General features: G+C 46.3%; 18 protein-coding genes. 11 read left to right on the top strand and 7 right to left on the bottom strand.

The window, feature by feature from the left end; genetic code table 11:
- Positions 1–34: 34 nt before the first annotated feature.
- The 3 genes from EEX84_RS05935 to EEX84_RS05925 all read right to left on the bottom strand — a co-directional run bounded on the left by EEX84_RS05935 (position 35) and on the right by EEX84_RS05925 (position 2,128).
- On the bottom strand, positions 35–883 hold the full coding sequence (locus EEX84_RS05935; RefSeq protein WP_123164687.1) for a YihY/virulence factor BrkB family protein: 849 nt from the start codon (positions 881–883) through the stop codon (positions 35–37).
- A gap of 117 nt (positions 884–1,000) precedes the next feature.
- Positions 1,001–1,360, bottom strand: a complete 360-nt coding sequence (locus tag EEX84_RS05930) for a YolD-like family protein (RefSeq protein ID WP_123164686.1) — start codon at positions 1,358–1,360, stop codon at positions 1,001–1,003.
- A 141-nt stretch (positions 1,361–1,501) separates the two neighbouring features.
- Positions 1,502–2,128 (bottom strand): YfbR-like 5'-deoxynucleotidase, encoded by a 627-nt coding sequence (locus EEX84_RS05925; RefSeq protein WP_123164685.1) that lies wholly within the window; start codon positions 2,126–2,128, stop codon positions 1,502–1,504.
- A 130-nt stretch (positions 2,129–2,258) separates the two neighbouring features.
- Here EEX84_RS05925 and EEX84_RS05920 point away from each other — a divergent pair, with 130 nt between their 5' ends.
- On the top strand, positions 2,259–2,753 hold the full coding sequence (locus EEX84_RS05920) for a metal-dependent hydrolase (RefSeq protein WP_123164684.1): 495 nt from the start codon (positions 2,259–2,261) through the stop codon (positions 2,751–2,753).
- A 96-nt stretch (positions 2,754–2,849) separates the two neighbouring features.
- Positions 2,850–4,496: an SLC13 family permease gene (locus EEX84_RS05915; RefSeq protein ID WP_123164683.1), complete on the top strand. Its 1,647-nt coding sequence runs from the start codon at positions 2,850–2,852 to the stop codon at positions 4,494–4,496.
- 20 nt (positions 4,497–4,516) lie between these two features.
- Here the strand turns inward: EEX84_RS05915 and EEX84_RS05910 are convergent, their stop codons facing one another.
- Both EEX84_RS05910 and EEX84_RS05905 read right to left on the bottom strand, forming a co-directional pair.
- Positions 4,517–5,725, bottom strand: a complete 1,209-nt coding sequence (locus tag EEX84_RS05910) for an MFS transporter (RefSeq protein WP_123164682.1) — start codon at positions 5,723–5,725, stop codon at positions 4,517–4,519.
- 111 nt (positions 5,726–5,836) lie between these two features.
- Positions 5,837–6,268, bottom strand: a complete 432-nt coding sequence (locus EEX84_RS05905; RefSeq protein ID WP_123164681.1) for a hypothetical protein — start codon at positions 6,266–6,268, stop codon at positions 5,837–5,839.
- A gap of 324 nt (positions 6,269–6,592) precedes the next feature.
- Here EEX84_RS05905 and EEX84_RS05900 point away from each other — a divergent pair, with 324 nt between their 5' ends.
- Complete coding sequence (locus EEX84_RS05900) at positions 6,593–7,138, top strand: DUF488 domain-containing protein (protein WP_123164680.1); 546 nt, start codon at positions 6,593–6,595, stop codon at positions 7,136–7,138.
- Between the two features lie 98 nt (positions 7,139–7,236).
- Here the strand turns inward: EEX84_RS05900 and EEX84_RS05895 are convergent, their stop codons facing one another.
- The gene (locus EEX84_RS05895; protein ID WP_123164679.1) at positions 7,237–8,850 is read right to left on the bottom strand and encodes an L-lactate permease; all 1,614 of its coding nucleotides are present in this window, start codon (positions 8,848–8,850) and stop codon (positions 7,237–7,239) included.
- A 25-nt stretch (positions 8,851–8,875) separates the two neighbouring features.
- Positions 8,876–10,534 (bottom strand): gamma-glutamyltransferase, encoded by a 1,659-nt coding sequence (gene ggt, locus EEX84_RS05890; RefSeq protein WP_123164678.1) that lies wholly within the window; start codon positions 10,532–10,534, stop codon positions 8,876–8,878.
- Positions 10,535–10,661: 127 nt separating this feature from the next.
- Between ggt and EEX84_RS05885 the strand changes: the two genes are divergently transcribed.
- From EEX84_RS05885 to EEX84_RS05850, 8 genes are all read left to right on the top strand, one after another.
- On the top strand, positions 10,662–11,339 hold the full coding sequence (locus tag EEX84_RS05885; protein ID WP_123164677.1) for an SOS response-associated peptidase: 678 nt from the start codon (positions 10,662–10,664) through the stop codon (positions 11,337–11,339).
- Between the two features lie 303 nt (positions 11,340–11,642).
- Positions 11,643–12,092, top strand: coding sequence for an Lrp/AsnC family transcriptional regulator (locus EEX84_RS05880; RefSeq protein ID WP_123164676.1), 450 nt, complete (start codon positions 11,643–11,645; stop codon positions 12,090–12,092).
- Between the two features lie 269 nt (positions 12,093–12,361).
- The gene (locus EEX84_RS05875) at positions 12,362–13,966 is read left to right on the top strand and encodes a gamma-glutamyltransferase family protein (protein ID WP_123164675.1); all 1,605 of its coding nucleotides are present in this window, start codon (positions 12,362–12,364) and stop codon (positions 13,964–13,966) included.
- Positions 13,960–14,550 carry a chromate transporter gene (locus EEX84_RS05870; protein WP_275669727.1) on the top strand — a complete coding sequence of 197 codons (591 nt, stop codon included), beginning with the start codon at positions 13,960–13,962 and terminating at the stop codon, positions 14,548–14,550. The genes EEX84_RS05875 and EEX84_RS05870 overlap by 7 nt, the downstream gene beginning before the upstream one ends.
- Complete coding sequence (locus tag EEX84_RS05865) at positions 14,547–15,080, top strand: chromate transporter (RefSeq protein WP_123164674.1); 534 nt, start codon at positions 14,547–14,549, stop codon at positions 15,078–15,080. Before EEX84_RS05870 ends, EEX84_RS05865 begins: the two co-directional genes overlap by 4 nt.
- A gap of 192 nt (positions 15,081–15,272) precedes the next feature.
- Positions 15,273–15,755 (top strand): RrF2 family transcriptional regulator, encoded by a 483-nt coding sequence (locus EEX84_RS05860; RefSeq protein ID WP_123164673.1) that lies wholly within the window; start codon positions 15,273–15,275, stop codon positions 15,753–15,755.
- Positions 15,756–15,770: 15 nt separating this feature from the next.
- A complete protein-coding gene (hslO, locus tag EEX84_RS05855) occupies positions 15,771–16,649 on the top strand; it encodes an Hsp33 family molecular chaperone HslO (RefSeq protein ID WP_123164672.1) in 879 nt (292 codons plus the stop codon).
- A gap of 220 nt (positions 16,650–16,869) precedes the next feature.
- A complete protein-coding gene (locus tag EEX84_RS05850; RefSeq protein ID WP_123164671.1) occupies positions 16,870–17,472 on the top strand; it encodes an alpha/beta hydrolase in 603 nt (200 codons plus the stop codon).
- The last annotated feature ends 108 nt before the right edge of the window (positions 17,473–17,580 follow it).

Below are 17,580 nucleotides of genomic sequence, written 5' to 3'. Positions count from 1 at the left end.
GCCTCACTGATTTGATCAGTGAGGTATTTTGCAATTATTCTTCGTATACTTGTGCAGGTGCATTTTTCGTATTTTTCCGTTTGTGGAGAATGGCATTAATTTCAGCACCGATGACAAGGATCAATCCTGTCAGGAAGAACCACAGCATCAATACGATGAGTCCGCCAAGGCTTCCATAAGTTGCATTATAACTTCCGAAGTTGGCTACATAAATGGAGAAGCCGAACGAGACAAGCTGCCATAAGACTGTGGCCACGATGGCACCAATCCACACTTCTTTAAAAGGAAAGTGCTTGTTCGGAGCGAATTTGTACAAACATGCCAGGACAAGGCTCATGACGATAATGGAAACCACCCAGCGGAGGACCTGGAACAGGATTTGCATCTGGCTTGGCAAGTTCAGGAAACTATTGATCATGTCGATGATGGCACCGCCGAAAATTGGTAGTACAAGTGCGATAATAACAGCCACCAGCATAAACAGTGTCAATAAGATTGCAGTAGCTTTCATCTTGATGAACGAACGGGTTTCTTCAACATCGTATGCCTGGTTGGTCGCTTCGATAAAGGCGTTCAAAGCATTCGATGCCGACCACAAAGTACCGAGGATACCAACAGTCAGCAGGCCGCCACGTGGTGTCGATACGACACTGACGATGGTCTCTTCAAAAGTGGATGCCACTTCTCCAGGAAGAATGGTGCCGATGAAATCGACTGCCCGTTGAGGGTCGATTTGTAAATAAGGCAGGATGGATAACAGCAAGATCAACAAAGGGACGATCGCCAATAAATAATAATAAGCTTGCGCAGCTGCAAGTGTTGTGGCATGGTCTTTTTTTATCTCACCTGCGAGCTCTTTGGCATAAGATACAGCTTTGCTCATGGATTGAACCTCCTCTTAGTAAATTAGGGTTATTCTTTGTATGCCCGCTTAAAAGGCACTTTAACCCTAAGAGGCAGAAAGAAAAGGCAACGGGTTTCCGCTGCCTTTTCTTTCTGCCTATTCCAATGTTCTGGCGCCGATTATTTCGTCAAATAGAAGTTGCTGGGCGCGGGGGCCTATACTTAAATGAAGAATTTTCGATTGGATGTCAAGCTTGGAAATAACACCGGTAAAGTTTTGGGCATTTTTACGCCATACACGGATTTCAATATGGCATTGCCGTTTATAAGCCAGCTGAATCTCTTCGTGTATGGCTTCCAGGTCAAAATCATCCAGCTCGGGCTTTGTATGGTAACGGTCTTCTTTCTGCCATTCCCGCAGCATTTCCACATGCTCGGGCAACATCATCGCCGTCCATTTCGTGCGGCCCCGGTCTTTGATCTGCCCTTTAACGGTCAGGTGTTTATTGAGTTTCATCGAATGCACCTCCCGAATAAAGTAGAACGTTTGTTCCTATTTTATAGAAGAGGATGGAAAAGGTCAATTGTCAGGAGGGAAACAAGGAGTAGATTCAGGGCAGCAAAAAGCATCATCCTATATGAGATGATGCTTTCCGATTTATTCCTGCAGCACTTGGCGTGTGATTTCTCTTACATCGATGACTGTTTCCTCACTGATCACATCGTCCAGCAGAACTTCTTTAAAGTAAGAAACGCTGGCTTCGAGCGGAATGTGGAGCAATTTCGTCAATGCGATGCGGTACATCTTCACGAATTCGGGGTCAGCATTGCCGCGCTTCAATTCAGCAAAAGATTCGTAAAACTGGTCGAGCTTGTCTGCCAGCTCCAGTAAGCGTCCTTCCGTCGTCTCGTCTTTTCCTTCTTTCATACGATCGAAAAAAGTAGCCTGGAATTCTTCAGGGATTTCGCGAAGGATGAACTTCTCCATCATTCCCTCTTCGACGCGGGCAATCATTTCTTTTAATTCTGGAGAGGAATGTTTGACAGGTGTTTTGATGTCGCCGATGAAGACTTCCGCAAAGTCATGGTTGATGGTTTTCTCATAAAGCGATTTCCAGTCGATCTCTTTGCCGGAACGTTCTTCAATGGTGGCAAAAAACATGGCGTATTGGCTGACTTTCCATGAATGCGCCGCTACGTTGTGTTCTTCGAATTTAAATCTGCCTGGAGCCCGGATGATCCGCTCCAGATCGTTGAGTGATGTAAAAAAAGTATGGATTCCCATGCATTTATCTCCTTTATCTGTTTTCTCTACCTTCAGCATACCCGATTTTCGCTATAATTAAAGAGATAAAGGGAAACTTCACCCAACGGGGGATTTCTTCATCCATCACTGAGAAAAAAGGAGGCAAAGCATGACAGGAAAAACACATATTACAGGAGGCATTGCAGCAAGTCTTGCTTTTGCGCAGATTACTGATTATGATCCGGCTATTTTATTGCTCACTGGGGTTGTAGGCTCTTTACTGCCGGATATCTGCCACGGAGGCAGCAAAATGGGCCGTACTTTTCCACTTCTGTCCAAAACAATCAATATGATTTTCGGCCATCGCACCTTTACACACAGTCTGCTGTTTCTATTTTTGGTAAACCTTCTTCTGCAGACTTTTATTACAAACGATTCTGTAATAGCAGGGCTGATGGTCGGGATGGCCAGCCATCTGCTGCTGGACATGGTAACTAAAAACGGCATTAAACTATTCTTTCCCTGGAAATTGACGGTTCGCTCTCCCATCACAGCAACCACTGGTGGGCACGCCGAATATGCAGTATTTGCAGTTTTGTCTTTACTGTCCGTCTATTTCGGCTATGACGTGTTTATGTCCTACCTCGCGGGTGCCAGGCACTGAAACAATTGTTTCCTCTTGTATGTAAGGTTGAAAACGGATACAATTAGAAAAAATAAATTATTCTACAATTATTTTCGGGAAGATGGAGGAAGAGAGATGATTTCTTCAACGTGGAACTGGATGTGGGAAAAACACTACCAGGCAAAAGATATGCTGCATTTTTTTGTAAAGCCGGGGCCTGAAGGGCCGCAAGGAAGAGACCGTGCAGAAGATGCAGGTACATATGATGAACGAAATAAAAAGAAAAGCTATAATACACCGCAATTGATCGGATTATTTTTAGGACCGATTTTATTTGCGCTGACATTGCTGTTTTTTAATCCGGATGGCTTGCCACCAGAAGCCAAAGCTATTTTGGCAAGCACGTTATGGATTGCAACTTGGTGGATCACGGAAGCGATTCCGATTCCGGCAACATCGCTTTTGCCGATCATCCTTTTCCCTATATCAGGTGGACTGGATGTAGGCGCGACCACTTCGGCTTACGGAAACGATACGATTTTCCTGTTCATGGGGGGATTCATGATTGCTTTGACGATGGAAAAATGGAATTTGCATAAACGAATTGCGTTAACGATCATTTCCATCATAGGCACAAATACGGACCGGATTGTTCTGGGCTTTATGATTGCCACCGGTTTCTTGTCGATGTGGATTTCCAACACTGCCACGGCGATGATGATGGTGCCGATTGGCTTGGCTATTATTTTTCAAGTGAAGGAAGCTTTGAAAGATGACGATACGATCGACACATCACAGGAAAATTTCGGTTTCGGGAAAGCTTTAATGCTCGGGATTGCGTATTCCGCTTCTCTTGGCGGTATTGCGACATTGATTGGTACACCTCCGAACACGTTGCTGGCCGGTGCTGTCAACGAAATTTATGGAATTGAAATTACATTTGCACAATGGATGCTGTTTGGTGTGCCATTGGCATGGGTGTTTATTTTTATTGCCTGGTTTTATTTGATCAAAGTGGCCTATCCGCTCAAGCTGAAGCAATTGCCGGGTGGAAAGGCAGTTATCAATGAAGAGAAAAAGAAAATAGGGGCTGCTTCCTACGAAGAAAAAGCTGTATTTACAGTCTTTGTACTCGTTGCGCTCGCTTGGATCAGCCGATCGTTCCTGTTGGATGCATTTGCGCCTGACCTGGAAATGACTGATGCTATGGTCGGTTTGATTGCGGCCCTGATTTTGTTTATCATCCCATCGAAAAACAAGCAAGGTGACCATTTGCTTGACTGGGCAACGGCAGTAAAATTGCCATGGGGGATTTTGCTGTTGTTCGGGGGCGGCCTGGCAATCGCGGCCGGCTTTACAAGTTCCGGCCTGTCAGAATGGATCGGCGGACAATTGACGGCGCTTCAGGGCGTCAATGTATTGCTTGTGGTTCTTGTCGTTGCAGCACTTGTGCTGTTCTTGACAGAAATCACGTCCAATACGGCCACAGCTTCGATGATGTTTCCAATCATGGCGTCTCTTGCCGCAGCGCTGGCCATCCATCCATACGCTTTAATGGTAACAGCTGCTGTTGCAGCGTCTTGTGCGTTTATGCTGCCTGTTGCCACACCACCGAATGCGGTCGTGTTCGGTTCCGGCTATTTACGCATCCCGGATATGGCGAAAGCAGGTCTGTTGCTCAATATATTCGGCATCTTCTTTGTCGCCTTGGCAGTGTTTTACTTCCTGCCGCTTGTGTGGGGCCTCGATTTGCTGTCGATTCCTGATCGGTTTGTGGAATAAAGAACAAAAGAAATACCGCCTCAACGGGTTGTTGAGGCGGTATTTTTTCTGTATTTCCGATAAATTGTTACAACAGCCAGGTAAAGCAGCGGAGCAGACCCAATCACCCAGATTAAGGTGCTCCATCCAGCAGTGGTCCAAAGCGGGCTGAGCAGTGAGCTGCCGGCAGCAGCACCGATATAATAAGAAACAAGATATAGGCTTGAAGCACTTCCTTTATGGTGTGTTGCTTGTTGTCCGACCGATGCAGCCGTCAAAGAATGAGCCATGAAAAATCCAAGGCATGTCAGGCACAGACCGATTACAATCACCCAGACAAAAGGGGTGAGGGTTAAGAAAATTCCGGCTGACAGCAACAGGACTCCGACAATCCGCACCTTCCTCAATCCAAACCGTTCGGCAGCACGTCCGGCCAGAGGCGACCCGATCACCCCGATTCCATAAGCGAAAAACAGATATGAAATTGCCTGGAGTGACATGGAGTAAGGAGGCATTTCCAGGTGGAACGGGATATAGGTCCAGACGCCGGTAAACGAAATTTGAAGAACCGCTCCCAGGCCAAAGATGACGAGTAAAGCCGGATTTTGAAAATGAAATAAGAACCCTCTGATATCTTTTGTGAAGCTTAAGTCACTGGGTTCAAAATTTCGTGATTTAGGCAAGAGGAGAAGAACTGCAGTGAACAAAACCAATCCGGCTGTCCCTAAAATTAAAAAAGCTGCCTCCCAGGAGAAATGGTCTGTTATATAGCCGGTCAGCACACGTCCGAGCATCCCGCCGAGAGCATTGCTGGAGATGTAGAGAGCTGTGGCATAGGCAATGTTTTTTCGATCGATTTCTTCACTTATGTAGGCAAGCGCCGCAGCCGGAACTCCTGCAAGTGCGACTCCCTGTATAAACCGGAGAAGCAGAAAAAGTGTAAACGAATCGGTCAGCAGAATAAGGAAGAAAGGAAGAGTCGAACCAATAAGCGAAAAGACGATGTAAGGATAGCGGCCATTGCGGTCAGAAAAAAACCCAAGAATGATGAGCCCTAAAATCAAACCAATGATTGTCAAAGACAAGGCCAAACTGGAAGTTGAAACCGATACCTGGAATTCGCTGACAAAGACGGGAAGCAGAGGCTGGACACTGTAAAGTGTGGCAAAGATGAAAAGAGACGCCAGGGAAAGGCTGACAATGATTTTCCAGAATTGCCGGTCGGTGGCCGTATATTTTGCTGTTTTCATCATACACACTCCCATCAATTCCTGTAGCGTTGCTGTTTCCATTTTAACATTCTTGCTGGATCCCCTCCGCTTTTCTATAAAAAAACCGCAATCGAAGGATTGCGGTGCGTGTTATATTTTATTGAAGAACGAAACGATCTGTTTTTTTGATGGTTCCTGCAGACGGTAGCGCAATTCTTTGTTTTGCGTATTGACGATGTGGTATGCCGGATTTTCCGCAACTGTGAATTTCCAATGCGGTTTGGCATTTTTCTTGGTGATTTTCAATTCGGGAGGCATCATTTTTTCCTTGAAACTTTCCAGTTTTGCCATGAGGAAAGTATCCATATAGCGGACAATCAGGAAGCCTTGCTGGCGTTCAGGGTCAAATTTCGATAAATTGAATTCACTGATATCAAACCCTTTTTCGTAACGTTGAACCGATGGAGACAAAACAAAACAATCCTCATTCGTAAAGACGGTGGAATTTCCCTGTTGCTTCAGCCCGAGTTCTTCTACTAGAAAATCCTTGTTCACTAGACTCATTTCGCGTGCAGTAGCCATGTAATTCCTCCTAATAGAAATCATTGTACTGTTATTATAACACTCTTTCGATAGGAAAGGGTTTAAAACGGGTTGCGGAGAAGGTTTAATGCAGATCTGTAACAAAAAAGTTGAAATAATATCAGAAAATAACTTCTTGAAAATGGTAACAGAAAAACAGGAAACCGGTTGAATGAAAGTCGCTCAAAAAACTCCAACCTGGCCATTTTTTCATCCGAGTAGAAAGGTGGGTACGTATGAATTTCAAGTGCCTTAAAGGTTTAGTTTTTAAAAAGGCAGGAAGAATAAATAAGGACAGAAGTTTTTGAAAGGGGGGTGCAGGCGGTGGAGGTTTATACGATTGGTCATTCGAGTCACTCAAAAGAATTTTTCGATGAGATGCTGAAACAAAATGGCATTGAGCTTCTGGCGGATGTACGGGCTTTCCCCGGCAGCCGGAAATGGCCGCAATTTTCGAAGGAAATCTTCCCGGAATGGCTCAAAGCCGAAGGGATTGCGTACGAACATTTCCCGAAACTCGGTGGCCGACGCCGCAAGTCGAAAGAGGTCGGGGAACAGGTGAATGCCGGCTGGCGCAACCGTTCGTTTCATAATTATGCAGATTATACGCTGACGGAGGAGTTCAGACAGGGAATAGAAGAACTTCTCCAAAAAGCATCGGCGCAACGGGTAGCCTACTGCTGTTCAGAGCGTCACCCGTCCCGCTGCCATCGCCTGCTCATCAGCAACTGGCTTACAGCAAACGGCCACACAGTAAGACACATCATTGATGGCAAAAACGGTGCGGTTGAACTCGTGGACCACGAAGTCGGCATGTGGGGAGCAGCCGCGCAAGTGAGCAAAGAAGGAGTAGTAACCTATCCTGCATAAAAGCCTTTATAATGGCTGGCGGATTCAGACGGACGGCTTCGTCAGGAAATCGGAAAACCGGCATCGGCTGTAAAAAGTCGATGCCGGTTTTATTATCCTTAGAAAAACAAATGCAGAACAATGGAAGCACCCGCTACAAGAACACCGGCAATCAGACAGAATACGAGTGTCGGCTTGAACACTTCGGAGTCTTTGCCTTTTATCCCGGCTGTACTCGTTCCCAAAATGACATTAGAGGGAGCGATGGAGTTCCCGATTGCCCCACCCGCAGACTGTGCGGCGATGACGTGTGACAGACTCAATCCCTCCATAGATTGTACGACGTTTTCATGCAAAGGCGAGAACAGGATATTCGAGGACGTATTCGAAGATGTCATGAAGGCCCCTGTAATTCCGATAATATTCGCCAATGCCACGTAAACAATCGGTGGTGAGACTTCGCCGATCCCAAGTGCCAGTACAGTTGTCTGTCCTGAGTGTTCAAGCACTTGTGTCATAGTGAGAAAAGCAAGAATCGCAAGCGATGCTCCAATTCCGTTATCCTTAACGCCTTTCCATATGTCAGTAAGCGCTCCTTTTTCATAGACGTCTTTGGACTTAAACCAAAAGTAGCCGAAAATGGAGGCTATCAATAGGTAAGTACCTGGATGCGTCAGAGGGGCGATTGGTGAATAGGCGTCTACACCTTCCACTGTGTAATCATAGCCCGTTTCCACGCCTGGAAATGGGAAGCCCCATTCGAGTCCACTGAGGAAATTCTGTATAAAAGGAATGCCCAGTGCCAGGACGGATAACCCAGTCAGCACATAGTAAGGCATGAATGCCTGATTCATGGTCAAATCCACATCATCATCTTCCTCATCGTCGACATCTTTTTCCTGCAAGGCGTCCGTTTCATCCTCCAGGCCGGAATCTTCACTGTATCGATTCCATTTGGCAAGAACAAAAAGCGCACCGATTGCAACGATGGTAGGGATGAAATTGCTGAGTGTTGGGTTAACTTGAGTGAGAACCAGCTGTCCACCGCCATGAATAAGCGAAATGATTAATACAGCCCAAATCCCTTGCCTGACTCCTTTCCACTTTGCGAAAAGCCAGCAGATCATGATTCCGGCAACAATGTTCGGAATCCATAAAAGGATGGCCATGTATAAAGCTGCCAGTGACTGGTTTTCAAAATCGACGATATTAATAGTGGCGAGCCAGCTTACAGCCAAAGATCCGAACATATTTGCCCAAGCATGGCCAATCAAGGGAATGACGACCGCGGTGACCGGCTTTACGCCAATGCCGATGAGCAAAGGGGCGACCACCGCAATCGGTGTTCCAAAACCGGCAATCCCCTGCAAAAACGAAGCGAAAACCCAGCCGAATGCAAGGACAAGAAACAAATAATTTTTACTGTATTCCTGGATGCCTTTCCGGATGGCTGTAAATGCGCCGGCTTTATCCGTGACTTGGTAAAGCAGAAGTGCCGGCCATACAACGAGCAGGATAAAAAATGCATCCCAGGCGCCTTTGCCGATGCCGACCAAGGCGTTATCGAATGGTGCTTGGTACAACAAAAAAGAACTCGCCAATGCGATTGCCAGCGCAATTCCACCCGAAACAGGTGCCGACCACTTCAGCAAAACAAGCATGACGAGAAGCGCTGCAAGCGGCAGCAGCGCAACCAGCCAATAAACGATTGTGATGGGTAGATTGTGATCCATTCCAGACTCTCCTTTGCGTTCAGTATTACCAGCTCAATCCGATGCCGTCGCCCCGTGGATCTGCGCCGGCACTCAGTACACCTCTCTCTCCGTCAATGATAATTCCCTGGGCATGTCCCATTGTTCCGGTCCAATTTTCCACTCTTTCCACCAATTGGCCCCGCTTTTTCAGTTCTTCCGTAATGCTGCGGGGAATCCGGCTTTCCAGTTTAAAGGTTTTACTGTCTTCTCCCCATGTTTTCCCGTGAAGCCAGCGGGGGGCTTCGATGGCTTGCTGAATGTTGTAGCCGAAGTCCACGACCCGCGTCACAAGGGCGGCTTGTGTCTGCGGCTGGCCTTCTCCACCCATTGAGCCATATACCATGTAAGGCTTGCCGTTTTTCAGCATCATGGCTGGAATGATGGTATGAAATGTTTTTTTGCCCGGCTCCAACCGATTCGGATGTTCCGGATCCAGAGAGAAAAAGGAACCCCGGTTTTGCAGAAGGAAACCACATTCTTCGGGGATAAATCCGGAACCGAATTCATGATAAACACTTTGGATGAGAGAACAGCTATTGCCCTCCCCGTCAACTGCACACATATAAGTGGTGTCGCGGTTTTCTTTGAATAAAGGAAGCTCTTTTGTCCGCTCCAAAGCAGGAGAAAGACTGTCGAATTTAATTTGACGGGCCAATTCCCTGGCGATGTCTTTTGCAATCAGCTCTTCGGGTTTTTTATCCATGTGGTTTTCATCCGTCACCCATTCATCTCGGTATAAGAAAGCGAGTTTGGTGGCTTCAGCCATCAAATGATAATAATCTGCTGTATTGTCGCCGATTTTCTTTACATCAAATTCTTCCAGGATGTTCAAAATGATCAACGAAGCCAGGCCTTGTGTATTCGGCCGCACTTGATAAACTTCATAATCCCGGTAAGAACTTCTGAGCGGCTCCTGCCATTCTGATTTATGGTTCTGTAAATCGTTTTTCGTGAGGAGCCCGCCATGTTTTCGGAGGCTGGAAATGATTTTATCTGCGATTTCTCCTTCATAAAAAACAGACGGGCCGTTTTCCGAGATGAGTTTTAGGGAATTTGCCAAATCGGCTTGCTTGAAAAGGTCTCCTTCACTGGGAAATTTGCCGTCTTTTATAAAATGCTTTTTGGATTCATTGTATTGTTCCAGAACGTCTCGTTTGTCATAAACGAACTCGCTGAATTTACTGGAAAGAGGAAAGCCGTGTTCTGCGTAATGAATGGCTTTGGTAAAAAGGGATTTCCATTCTGCTTTTCCGTAACGCTGGTGCATTTCCCACCAGGCATCGACTGTTCCAGGGACTGTATTGGCCGACAATGGCCCTCGTGAAGGGATTTCTTCATAATCTTTGGATTTGAAGTAGTCCAATGTCACTTCTTCTCCGGATTTTCCGCTGCCGTTGATGGCCTCCACTTTTTCTTTGTCTTTATCCCAAATCAGTGAAAACAAATCTCCTCCAAGTCCAGCCATATGCGGATAGACGACACAAAGAACAGTATTCATCGCAATGGCGGCATCTACTGCATGTCCACCATTCTTCACTATTTCCTGGCCAGCCTGCGTGGCTAAATAATGGGGGGAAGCCACGGCTCCACCTGTTCCAAAGGCAGGGGGGCGAAGAGTCGACAAGAATTCCGGATATGCACCAGATGGACGGTTTTCAGTCATGGGAAAATATCCTCCTTTAAAAGTTGCTGTTACACCTTTGTTACCACAGGGAGGTATGATTAAACGAAAAAGGATAATATTCTGTTATATTAGTAATAAATAATTTGGACAGAAGGGACGAAAACTAATGTGCGGAAGATATTCTTTGTATGCAGATCTTACAACCCTGCTGGAACGTTTTGATATTGACGAAGTAACATTTTCAGAAGACGAGTACTCAGCAAACTACAACATTGCGCCGTCCCAGCAAGTGGTGGCAGTGATCAATGACGGGACGAAGAACCGGCTGGGCATGCTGCAGTGGGGGCTGATCCCGCCTTGGGCAAAAGATGAAAAAATCGGGTACAAAATGATCAACGCGCGGGCAGAAACAGCAGCGGAAAAACCGAGTTTCCGCAATGCATTCAAGAAAAAACGCTGTTTGGTTGTAGCGGACTCCTTCTATGAATGGCAAAAAACAACTGACCGGAAAATTCCAATGCGGGTCCGGTTAAAATCGGGCGAACCATTCGCTTTTGCAGCATTATGGGAATCCTGGAAAGCACCCAATGGCACATTGCGTCACACATGCTCGATTTTGACCACCAAGCCCAACGAGTTAATGGCATCCATCCACGACCGCATGCCGGTTGTCCTGTCAAAAGCAGATGAGAAAATTTGGCTCGATCCGAAAATACAGGATCCGGATAAGCTTAAAGAACTGTTAAAACCGTTTGATGCTTCTCAAATGGAAGCATACGAAGTTTCCGAAAAAGTCAATTCCCCTAAAAACAACGGACCGGAATTGTTGGACAAGATTGGATAACCGGGCATCATGCTGGTTGATCAACAAACAAAAAGCAAACAGCATTCGCCATCCGACCAAAAAAAGCGCTGAAACCAAGCGCTTTTTTCAGTGGGCTGCAAAAGGCCAACAGGGAAAGGTTGTAAAAGACGAATGAAAAGTTCAGAGGCAGCGCAGAATTTTTCGCAAAAGTATTTTGATAAATGAGAATTATGCTAAAATAAAAAAGAGCTTTGGCTACAATCGAAGCGGAACGCATTTTTATTCCAATACAATCACATTCACCGTATAATCAGATCTGAGACAAAATAAGGAGTGCAGCACATGAGATTAGACGATACAGACAAAAGGATTTTGGAATTATTGACAGTAAACGGCAGAATCTCTTATGTCGATATAGGAAAAGAACTGAATCTATCGCGGGTAGCTGTTCGGGAACGGGTTCATCAATTGTCTGAAGAAGGCGTGATTGAGAAATTTACCGTAGTGATCAACAGCGAAAAAGTCGGCAAGAAAGTTTCCGGTTTCTTTGAAGTGGATTGTGAGCCTTCCTCGCTGGTGGAAGTGGCGGAAGCACTGGCGGACAACCCCAACGTAGCAAGCTGTTACCAAATGACAGGTCCATCCACGCTCCATATGCACGTATTGGTGAATGACTTCATCGATTTGGAAAAGTTCATCAATGAAGAGTTATATGCGCTTGAAGGCATCACCCGGGTGGAGAGCCACATTTTATTGCGCCGTTTCAAAAGCCGTAATGGAATGAAACTTTAAAGCATACAGCAGTCTTAATAAGCTGCTGTATGCTTTTTCTTTTGAGGTAAAACCTCCGTGAAAGAGCTTAGTTATACAAAACGTAACTTTTTCGGTACAATGATTGTCTTTTTGTTCAAAAAAATTCGTATAAACCTGTTTTTTTGAATATTCATGTAGAGTTTTCAGTTACAATACTTTATAATCGATATTATTGAATTATTGAAATTTGTTCATCATTCTACCCGCCCTTCAAAGGCGGACAGCAAACATACATAGGAGGAATTGGAATGGATTATTTACAGCACCCGTTTGACTCGAAACGGCATACGGTTTTTTCGAAAAAAGGAATGGTGGCCACTTCACAGCCATTAGCTGCACAGGCAGGAATTGAAGTCATGCAAAAAGGCGGAAACGCGATCGATGCAGCAATTGCCACAGCAGCTGCTCTGACAGTGGTGGAACCGACTTCGAACGGCATTGGCGGAGACGCTTTTGCGCTCGTTTGGGTTAAGGACAAATTGCACGGTTTGAACAGCTCGGGCCCTGCGCCCCAAAGTATCTCACCGGAAGCGGTGAAAGCTTTGGGCCATGACAAGATGCCGGTACATGGTGTCGTTCCGGTTACAGTGCCGGGCGCACCGGCAGCCTGGGCTGAGCTGTCGGAGAAGTTCGGCAAGCTGTCTTTGGCTGAAACCTTGAAGCCGGCAATCCGCTATGCGGAAGAAGGTTATCCGTTAACGCCAATCCTCGGGAAATTCTGGAAATCAGCATACAATAAGTTCAAAACCACATTTACTGGAGAGGAATACCAGGCATGGTTCGATACGTTTGCACCAAACGGCAAAGCTCCCGAAATTGGAGAAATGTGGTCGTCTCCAGGACATGCTTCCACATTGAAAAAAATTGGCGAAACAAATGCTCGTGCTTTTTACGAAGGAGAGCTTGCTGAAAAAATTGACGCCAACATGAAAAAACACAATGGCTTTTTGACCAAAGAAGACCTTGCTTCATTTAAACCGGAATGGGTAGAGCCGGTATCCGCCCATTATCGCGGCTATGATGTTTGGGAAATCCCGCCGAACGGCCAAGGAATGGTGGCGTTGATGGCATTGAACATCTTCAAAGAGCTGGGCGAGCCGAAGTGGCAATCAGCTGAAACTTACCATCAGCAAATTGAAGCGATGAAGCTGGCGTTTACGGATGGCAAGGAATTCATCACTGAGCCGGAAGAGATGCCGGTGAGTGCTGAGCATTTATTGTCTGAAGAGTACGCGAAAAAACGTGCGGAAACAGTCGGGGAAGAAGCGAGTGATCCAACGCCTTACGAACTTCCGAAAGGCGGTACGGTGTATTTGTCTGCAGCGGACGAGGAAGGCAATATGATTTCTTATATCCAAAGCAACTACATGGGCTTTGGTTCGGGAATTGTTGTCCCGGGCACAGGAATCGGGCTGCAAAACCGCGGTGCCGACTTCTCTCTTGATGAAAAACACCCGAACGTCTTAAGAGGCGGAAAGCGGACATACCATACGATTATTCCAGGATTTTTGACAAAAGACGGAAAAGCGGTCGGACCGTTTGGCGTTATGGGCGGCTATATGCAGCCGCAAGGCCATTTCCAGGTTGTCACCAATACGATTGACTACTTGCTGAATCCGCAGGCTGCGCTCGATGCGCCGAGATGGCAGTGGATTGAAGGGAAAACGGTGCTGGTGGAACCGCATTTCCCGAATTACCTGGCGCAGGCTTTGGCTCGAAAAGGACATGCCATTCAAGTGGCAACGGACGGCGGCGGCTTCGGCAGAGGGCAAATCATTTGGCGTGATCCGGAAACCGGCGTGTTGTCGGGCGGAACGGAATCACGTACAGACGGCGCGGTAGCTGCTTGGTAAATGAAAGCAAAGGCTCAAGAAATTCCTCCGGTATAAAAATCCACGCCGATATCTTTGCCGCCTTTTTCCGTGTCGGCATGCTGGGTTTCGGGGGCGGGCCTTCCGCTATACCGCTTTTCCAACAGGAAGTGGTAAAGAAATATAAATGGATGTCGGAAGATGATTTCGGTGATACTTTGGCTTTGGCCAATACAATGCCGGGCCCGCTCGCAACCAAGATGGCGGGGTATATCGGCTATCGTGTGAATGGACTTGCCGGCTGTGTATTGGCACTGGTTGCAACCGTCATTCCTACAGTACTCCTGATGATTATTTTCCTGGGGGTGCTGCAGCAGTACAAAGATCTCGATTGGGTGAGCGGTATGTCTGATGCAGTTGTGCCGGTTGTAGGTGTGATGCTGGCAATTCTGACATTGGATTTTCTGAAAAAGTCAGGTGACTCGCTTGGCTGGTTCCGGGCAGTCATCTATGTGGCCATATCGGTGGTCCTGATGGAAGTTCTCAATGTTCATCCGGCCATATTGATTCTGGCCATCCTGATTATTGTCCTTATACCTTTTAACAGATTAGGAGGGACAAAATGATTTACTGGCATTTGTTTCTGGCTTTTTTCATTCCCGGTATTTTGGGTTACGGCGGCGGACCGGCTTCGATTCCGTTGGTGGAAAAGGAAGTGGTCGACCGTTACGACTGGATGACGACGCAGGAATTCGGGGAAGTATTGGCGCTTGGCAATGCGCTGCCAGGGCCGATTGCCACTAAAATGGCCGGCTATATCGGTTACATGGAAGGTGGGATACTGGGCTCAATCGTCGCATTGTTCGCTTCGGTTGCCCCTTCTCTCATTTTGATGATCGCTTTAATGGTAACGCTTTTGAGATACAAAGATTCACCGAAAGTGAAGAATATCACCAAGTTGGTGCGGCCGGTCATTGCTGTCTTGCTGGGAGCCATGGCGCTGCAGTTTTTTCTGACATCGACTGAAGCGTCAGGCAGTGTACAAACGGTCATTTTGATTGTTCTCAGTTACTGGCTGCTGGAGATCAGGAAAATGCACCCGGCCTATGTCATTTTGCTGGCGCTCGCTTACGGAGCCATCTCAGGATTAATATGAAGTGAAAACCATTTGCAGATGATACTGCAGATGGTTTTTTTATGGTTTGCGAAAAGCGTTATGAGTAATTTGGAGGTATCTATGATCACTCACAGCATGAAAAGTTCAATTCGTTTACTTTTCCGCCACCAATCTGTATTGTTAGACAAAGAAGACAATTATTATCCGCGTTAGAAAGGGGAGGTGAGCTGTGTGCATATGAAACCCGGTGTCGAACAATCGGTTTATGCCATATTGTTATTGAATATGCTGCCGGATAAAACGGTATTACCGGGCGAAGCAGTCAGCCGGCAATTGGGGACCTCGCCGACATATTTTCAAAAGTTGCTCAGGAAGCTGGTGAGCGCTGGGTTAATCACATCGATCCCAGGAGTAAAAGGCGGTTTTAAACTAGCAAAAAAGCCTGAAGATATTTGTGTATTTGACGTTTACCTGGCAATTGAAGGCCAGCAATCAATTTATTCGCCGAGCGGTGTGCTGGTGGATTTGTTGGAACTTGAAGACCGGGAGCGCTGCTGCCTGTTGACGGATTTGATGGAGGAAGCGGAAACCGCCTGGAAAACCGTCATGCAACGCGAAACAATTGCCTCGCTTTCCGAAAAAATGAATGAAGAACGGTTTCAGGTGAAAACCGCTGTTTTGCAAAATTGGTTGAAAGAAAAAATGGTTTTATAAAGAGAGGACGACAACATGAGAGATTATTTAGTGAGAGCTTTAGCATACGATGGACAAGTACGTGCTTATGCAGCAAAAACCACAGAAACAGTTGGGGAAGCACAACGCCGCCATTACACGTGGCCAACTGCTTCTGCGGCACTTGGCCGTTCCATGACGGCAAGTGTCATGCTGGGTGCGATGATGAAAGGCGAAGAAAAGCTGACCATCAAAATCAATGGAGGCGGACCGATCGGCACAATTTTAGTGGATGCCAATGCCAAAGGGGAAGTCAGAGGGTATGTGTCGAATCCGCTAACGCATTTTGATTTGAATGAGCAAGGAAAACTGGATGTCAGAAGAGCGGTCGGCACAGACGGTACATTGTCCGTAGCGAAAGATATTGGATTGCTTCAGCCGTATGTCGGCCAGGTTCCGTTGGTTTCGGGTGAACTGGGTGAAGATTTCACCAACTACATTGTAAATTCCGAGCAGACGCCTTCATCTGTCGGCGTCGGAGTGATTGTCAATCCGGACAACTCCATACAGGCTTCGGGTGGTTTTATCATTCAACTGCTGCCCGGCACAGAGGAAAAGGTGATTGCCAGTATTGAAGAACGGCTGCAGGAGATTCCGACGATTTCCAATATGGTGCGTGAAGGAATGACACCAGAGGAGATTCTTGAAGCAGTTCTGGGTTCAGATAATGTAAAGGTGCTGGATACAATGCCTGTCCAATTCCAATGCCAATGCTCACGGGAACGGATTTCCAATGCCATTGTAAGTTTGGGGACCGAAGAAATTCTAGACATGATTGAAACAGATGGACAAGCAGAAGCTGAATGCCATTTCTGCAATGAAAACTATCACTTTACAAAAGAAAATCTGGAATCCATGCTTGAAGAAGCAAAGTAACATCCTGATTTCCTCCGCTTGAATTTTAAGCGGAGGTTTTTTGTGCGATTTTTCAAGCATCCTGACGGCGGGACAATGAAAAAACATAGCATGGAAAAAAGGTGAATTGAATGGGTTGGTGACCTGAAGAAAGTATGATATCATTACCTTGAATTCGAGATAGTTTATTGCTGAACCACCGAAAACAATAAGTGAGAAGAGAGCAGGAGGAATGAAGATAATGAAACATATTTTTGAAAAAGGAAGCAATCCGGATAAACCCACATTTTTGGTGCTCCACGGAACAGGAGGAACAGAAACGGATTTATTGCCGATTGCCAGGCACATTGATCGGGAAGCTTCGATTCTGAGTGTCCGTGGCAATGTTTCGGAAAATGGCATGCCAAGGTTTTTCAGACGGTTATCGGAAGGTGTTTTTGATATGGCAGATTTAAAGGAACGGACGGCAGAATTGTATGATTTCATAGATACTGCTGCAAAGGACTATGGGTTTGATCGAAATAATGTCATTGCCATCGGTTATTCAAACGGTGCTAACATTGCGGGGAACCTGTTATTCAGCTATCAAAACTCGTTAAAAGCAGCGATTCTTCATCATCCGATGGTGCCAAACCGGGAAGCCGATATTCCAAATCTGACAGATGTACCAATATTTATCACAGCAGGAACAAACGATCCGATTTGTCCAGCGGAAGAATCGGAAGAATTGAAAGAGTTGCTGGAAGGGGCAGGAGCCCATGTGCAATTACATTGGGAACATTACGGGCATCAATTGACAATGCCCGAAGTTGAAGCCGCAAAAGACTGGTACGATCATTTATAATGGCAACGCCTCCCACCAGAACGGGAGGCGTTTTTTCTGTTTGTGCTTTTCTTTGACATTTGGTGATTGTTTCGTGGATGATAAAAGAGCAAAAAGTTGAGGAGGGAT

Origin of the sequence: Planococcus salinus, assembly GCF_003719725.1 — a bacterium.
Classification (GTDB): domain Bacteria; phylum Bacillota; class Bacilli; order Bacillales_A; family Planococcaceae; genus Planococcus; species Planococcus salinus.
The sequence above is the reverse complement of the archived record's forward strand: the minus strand, read 5'-3'. Positions and strand labels throughout refer to the sequence as shown.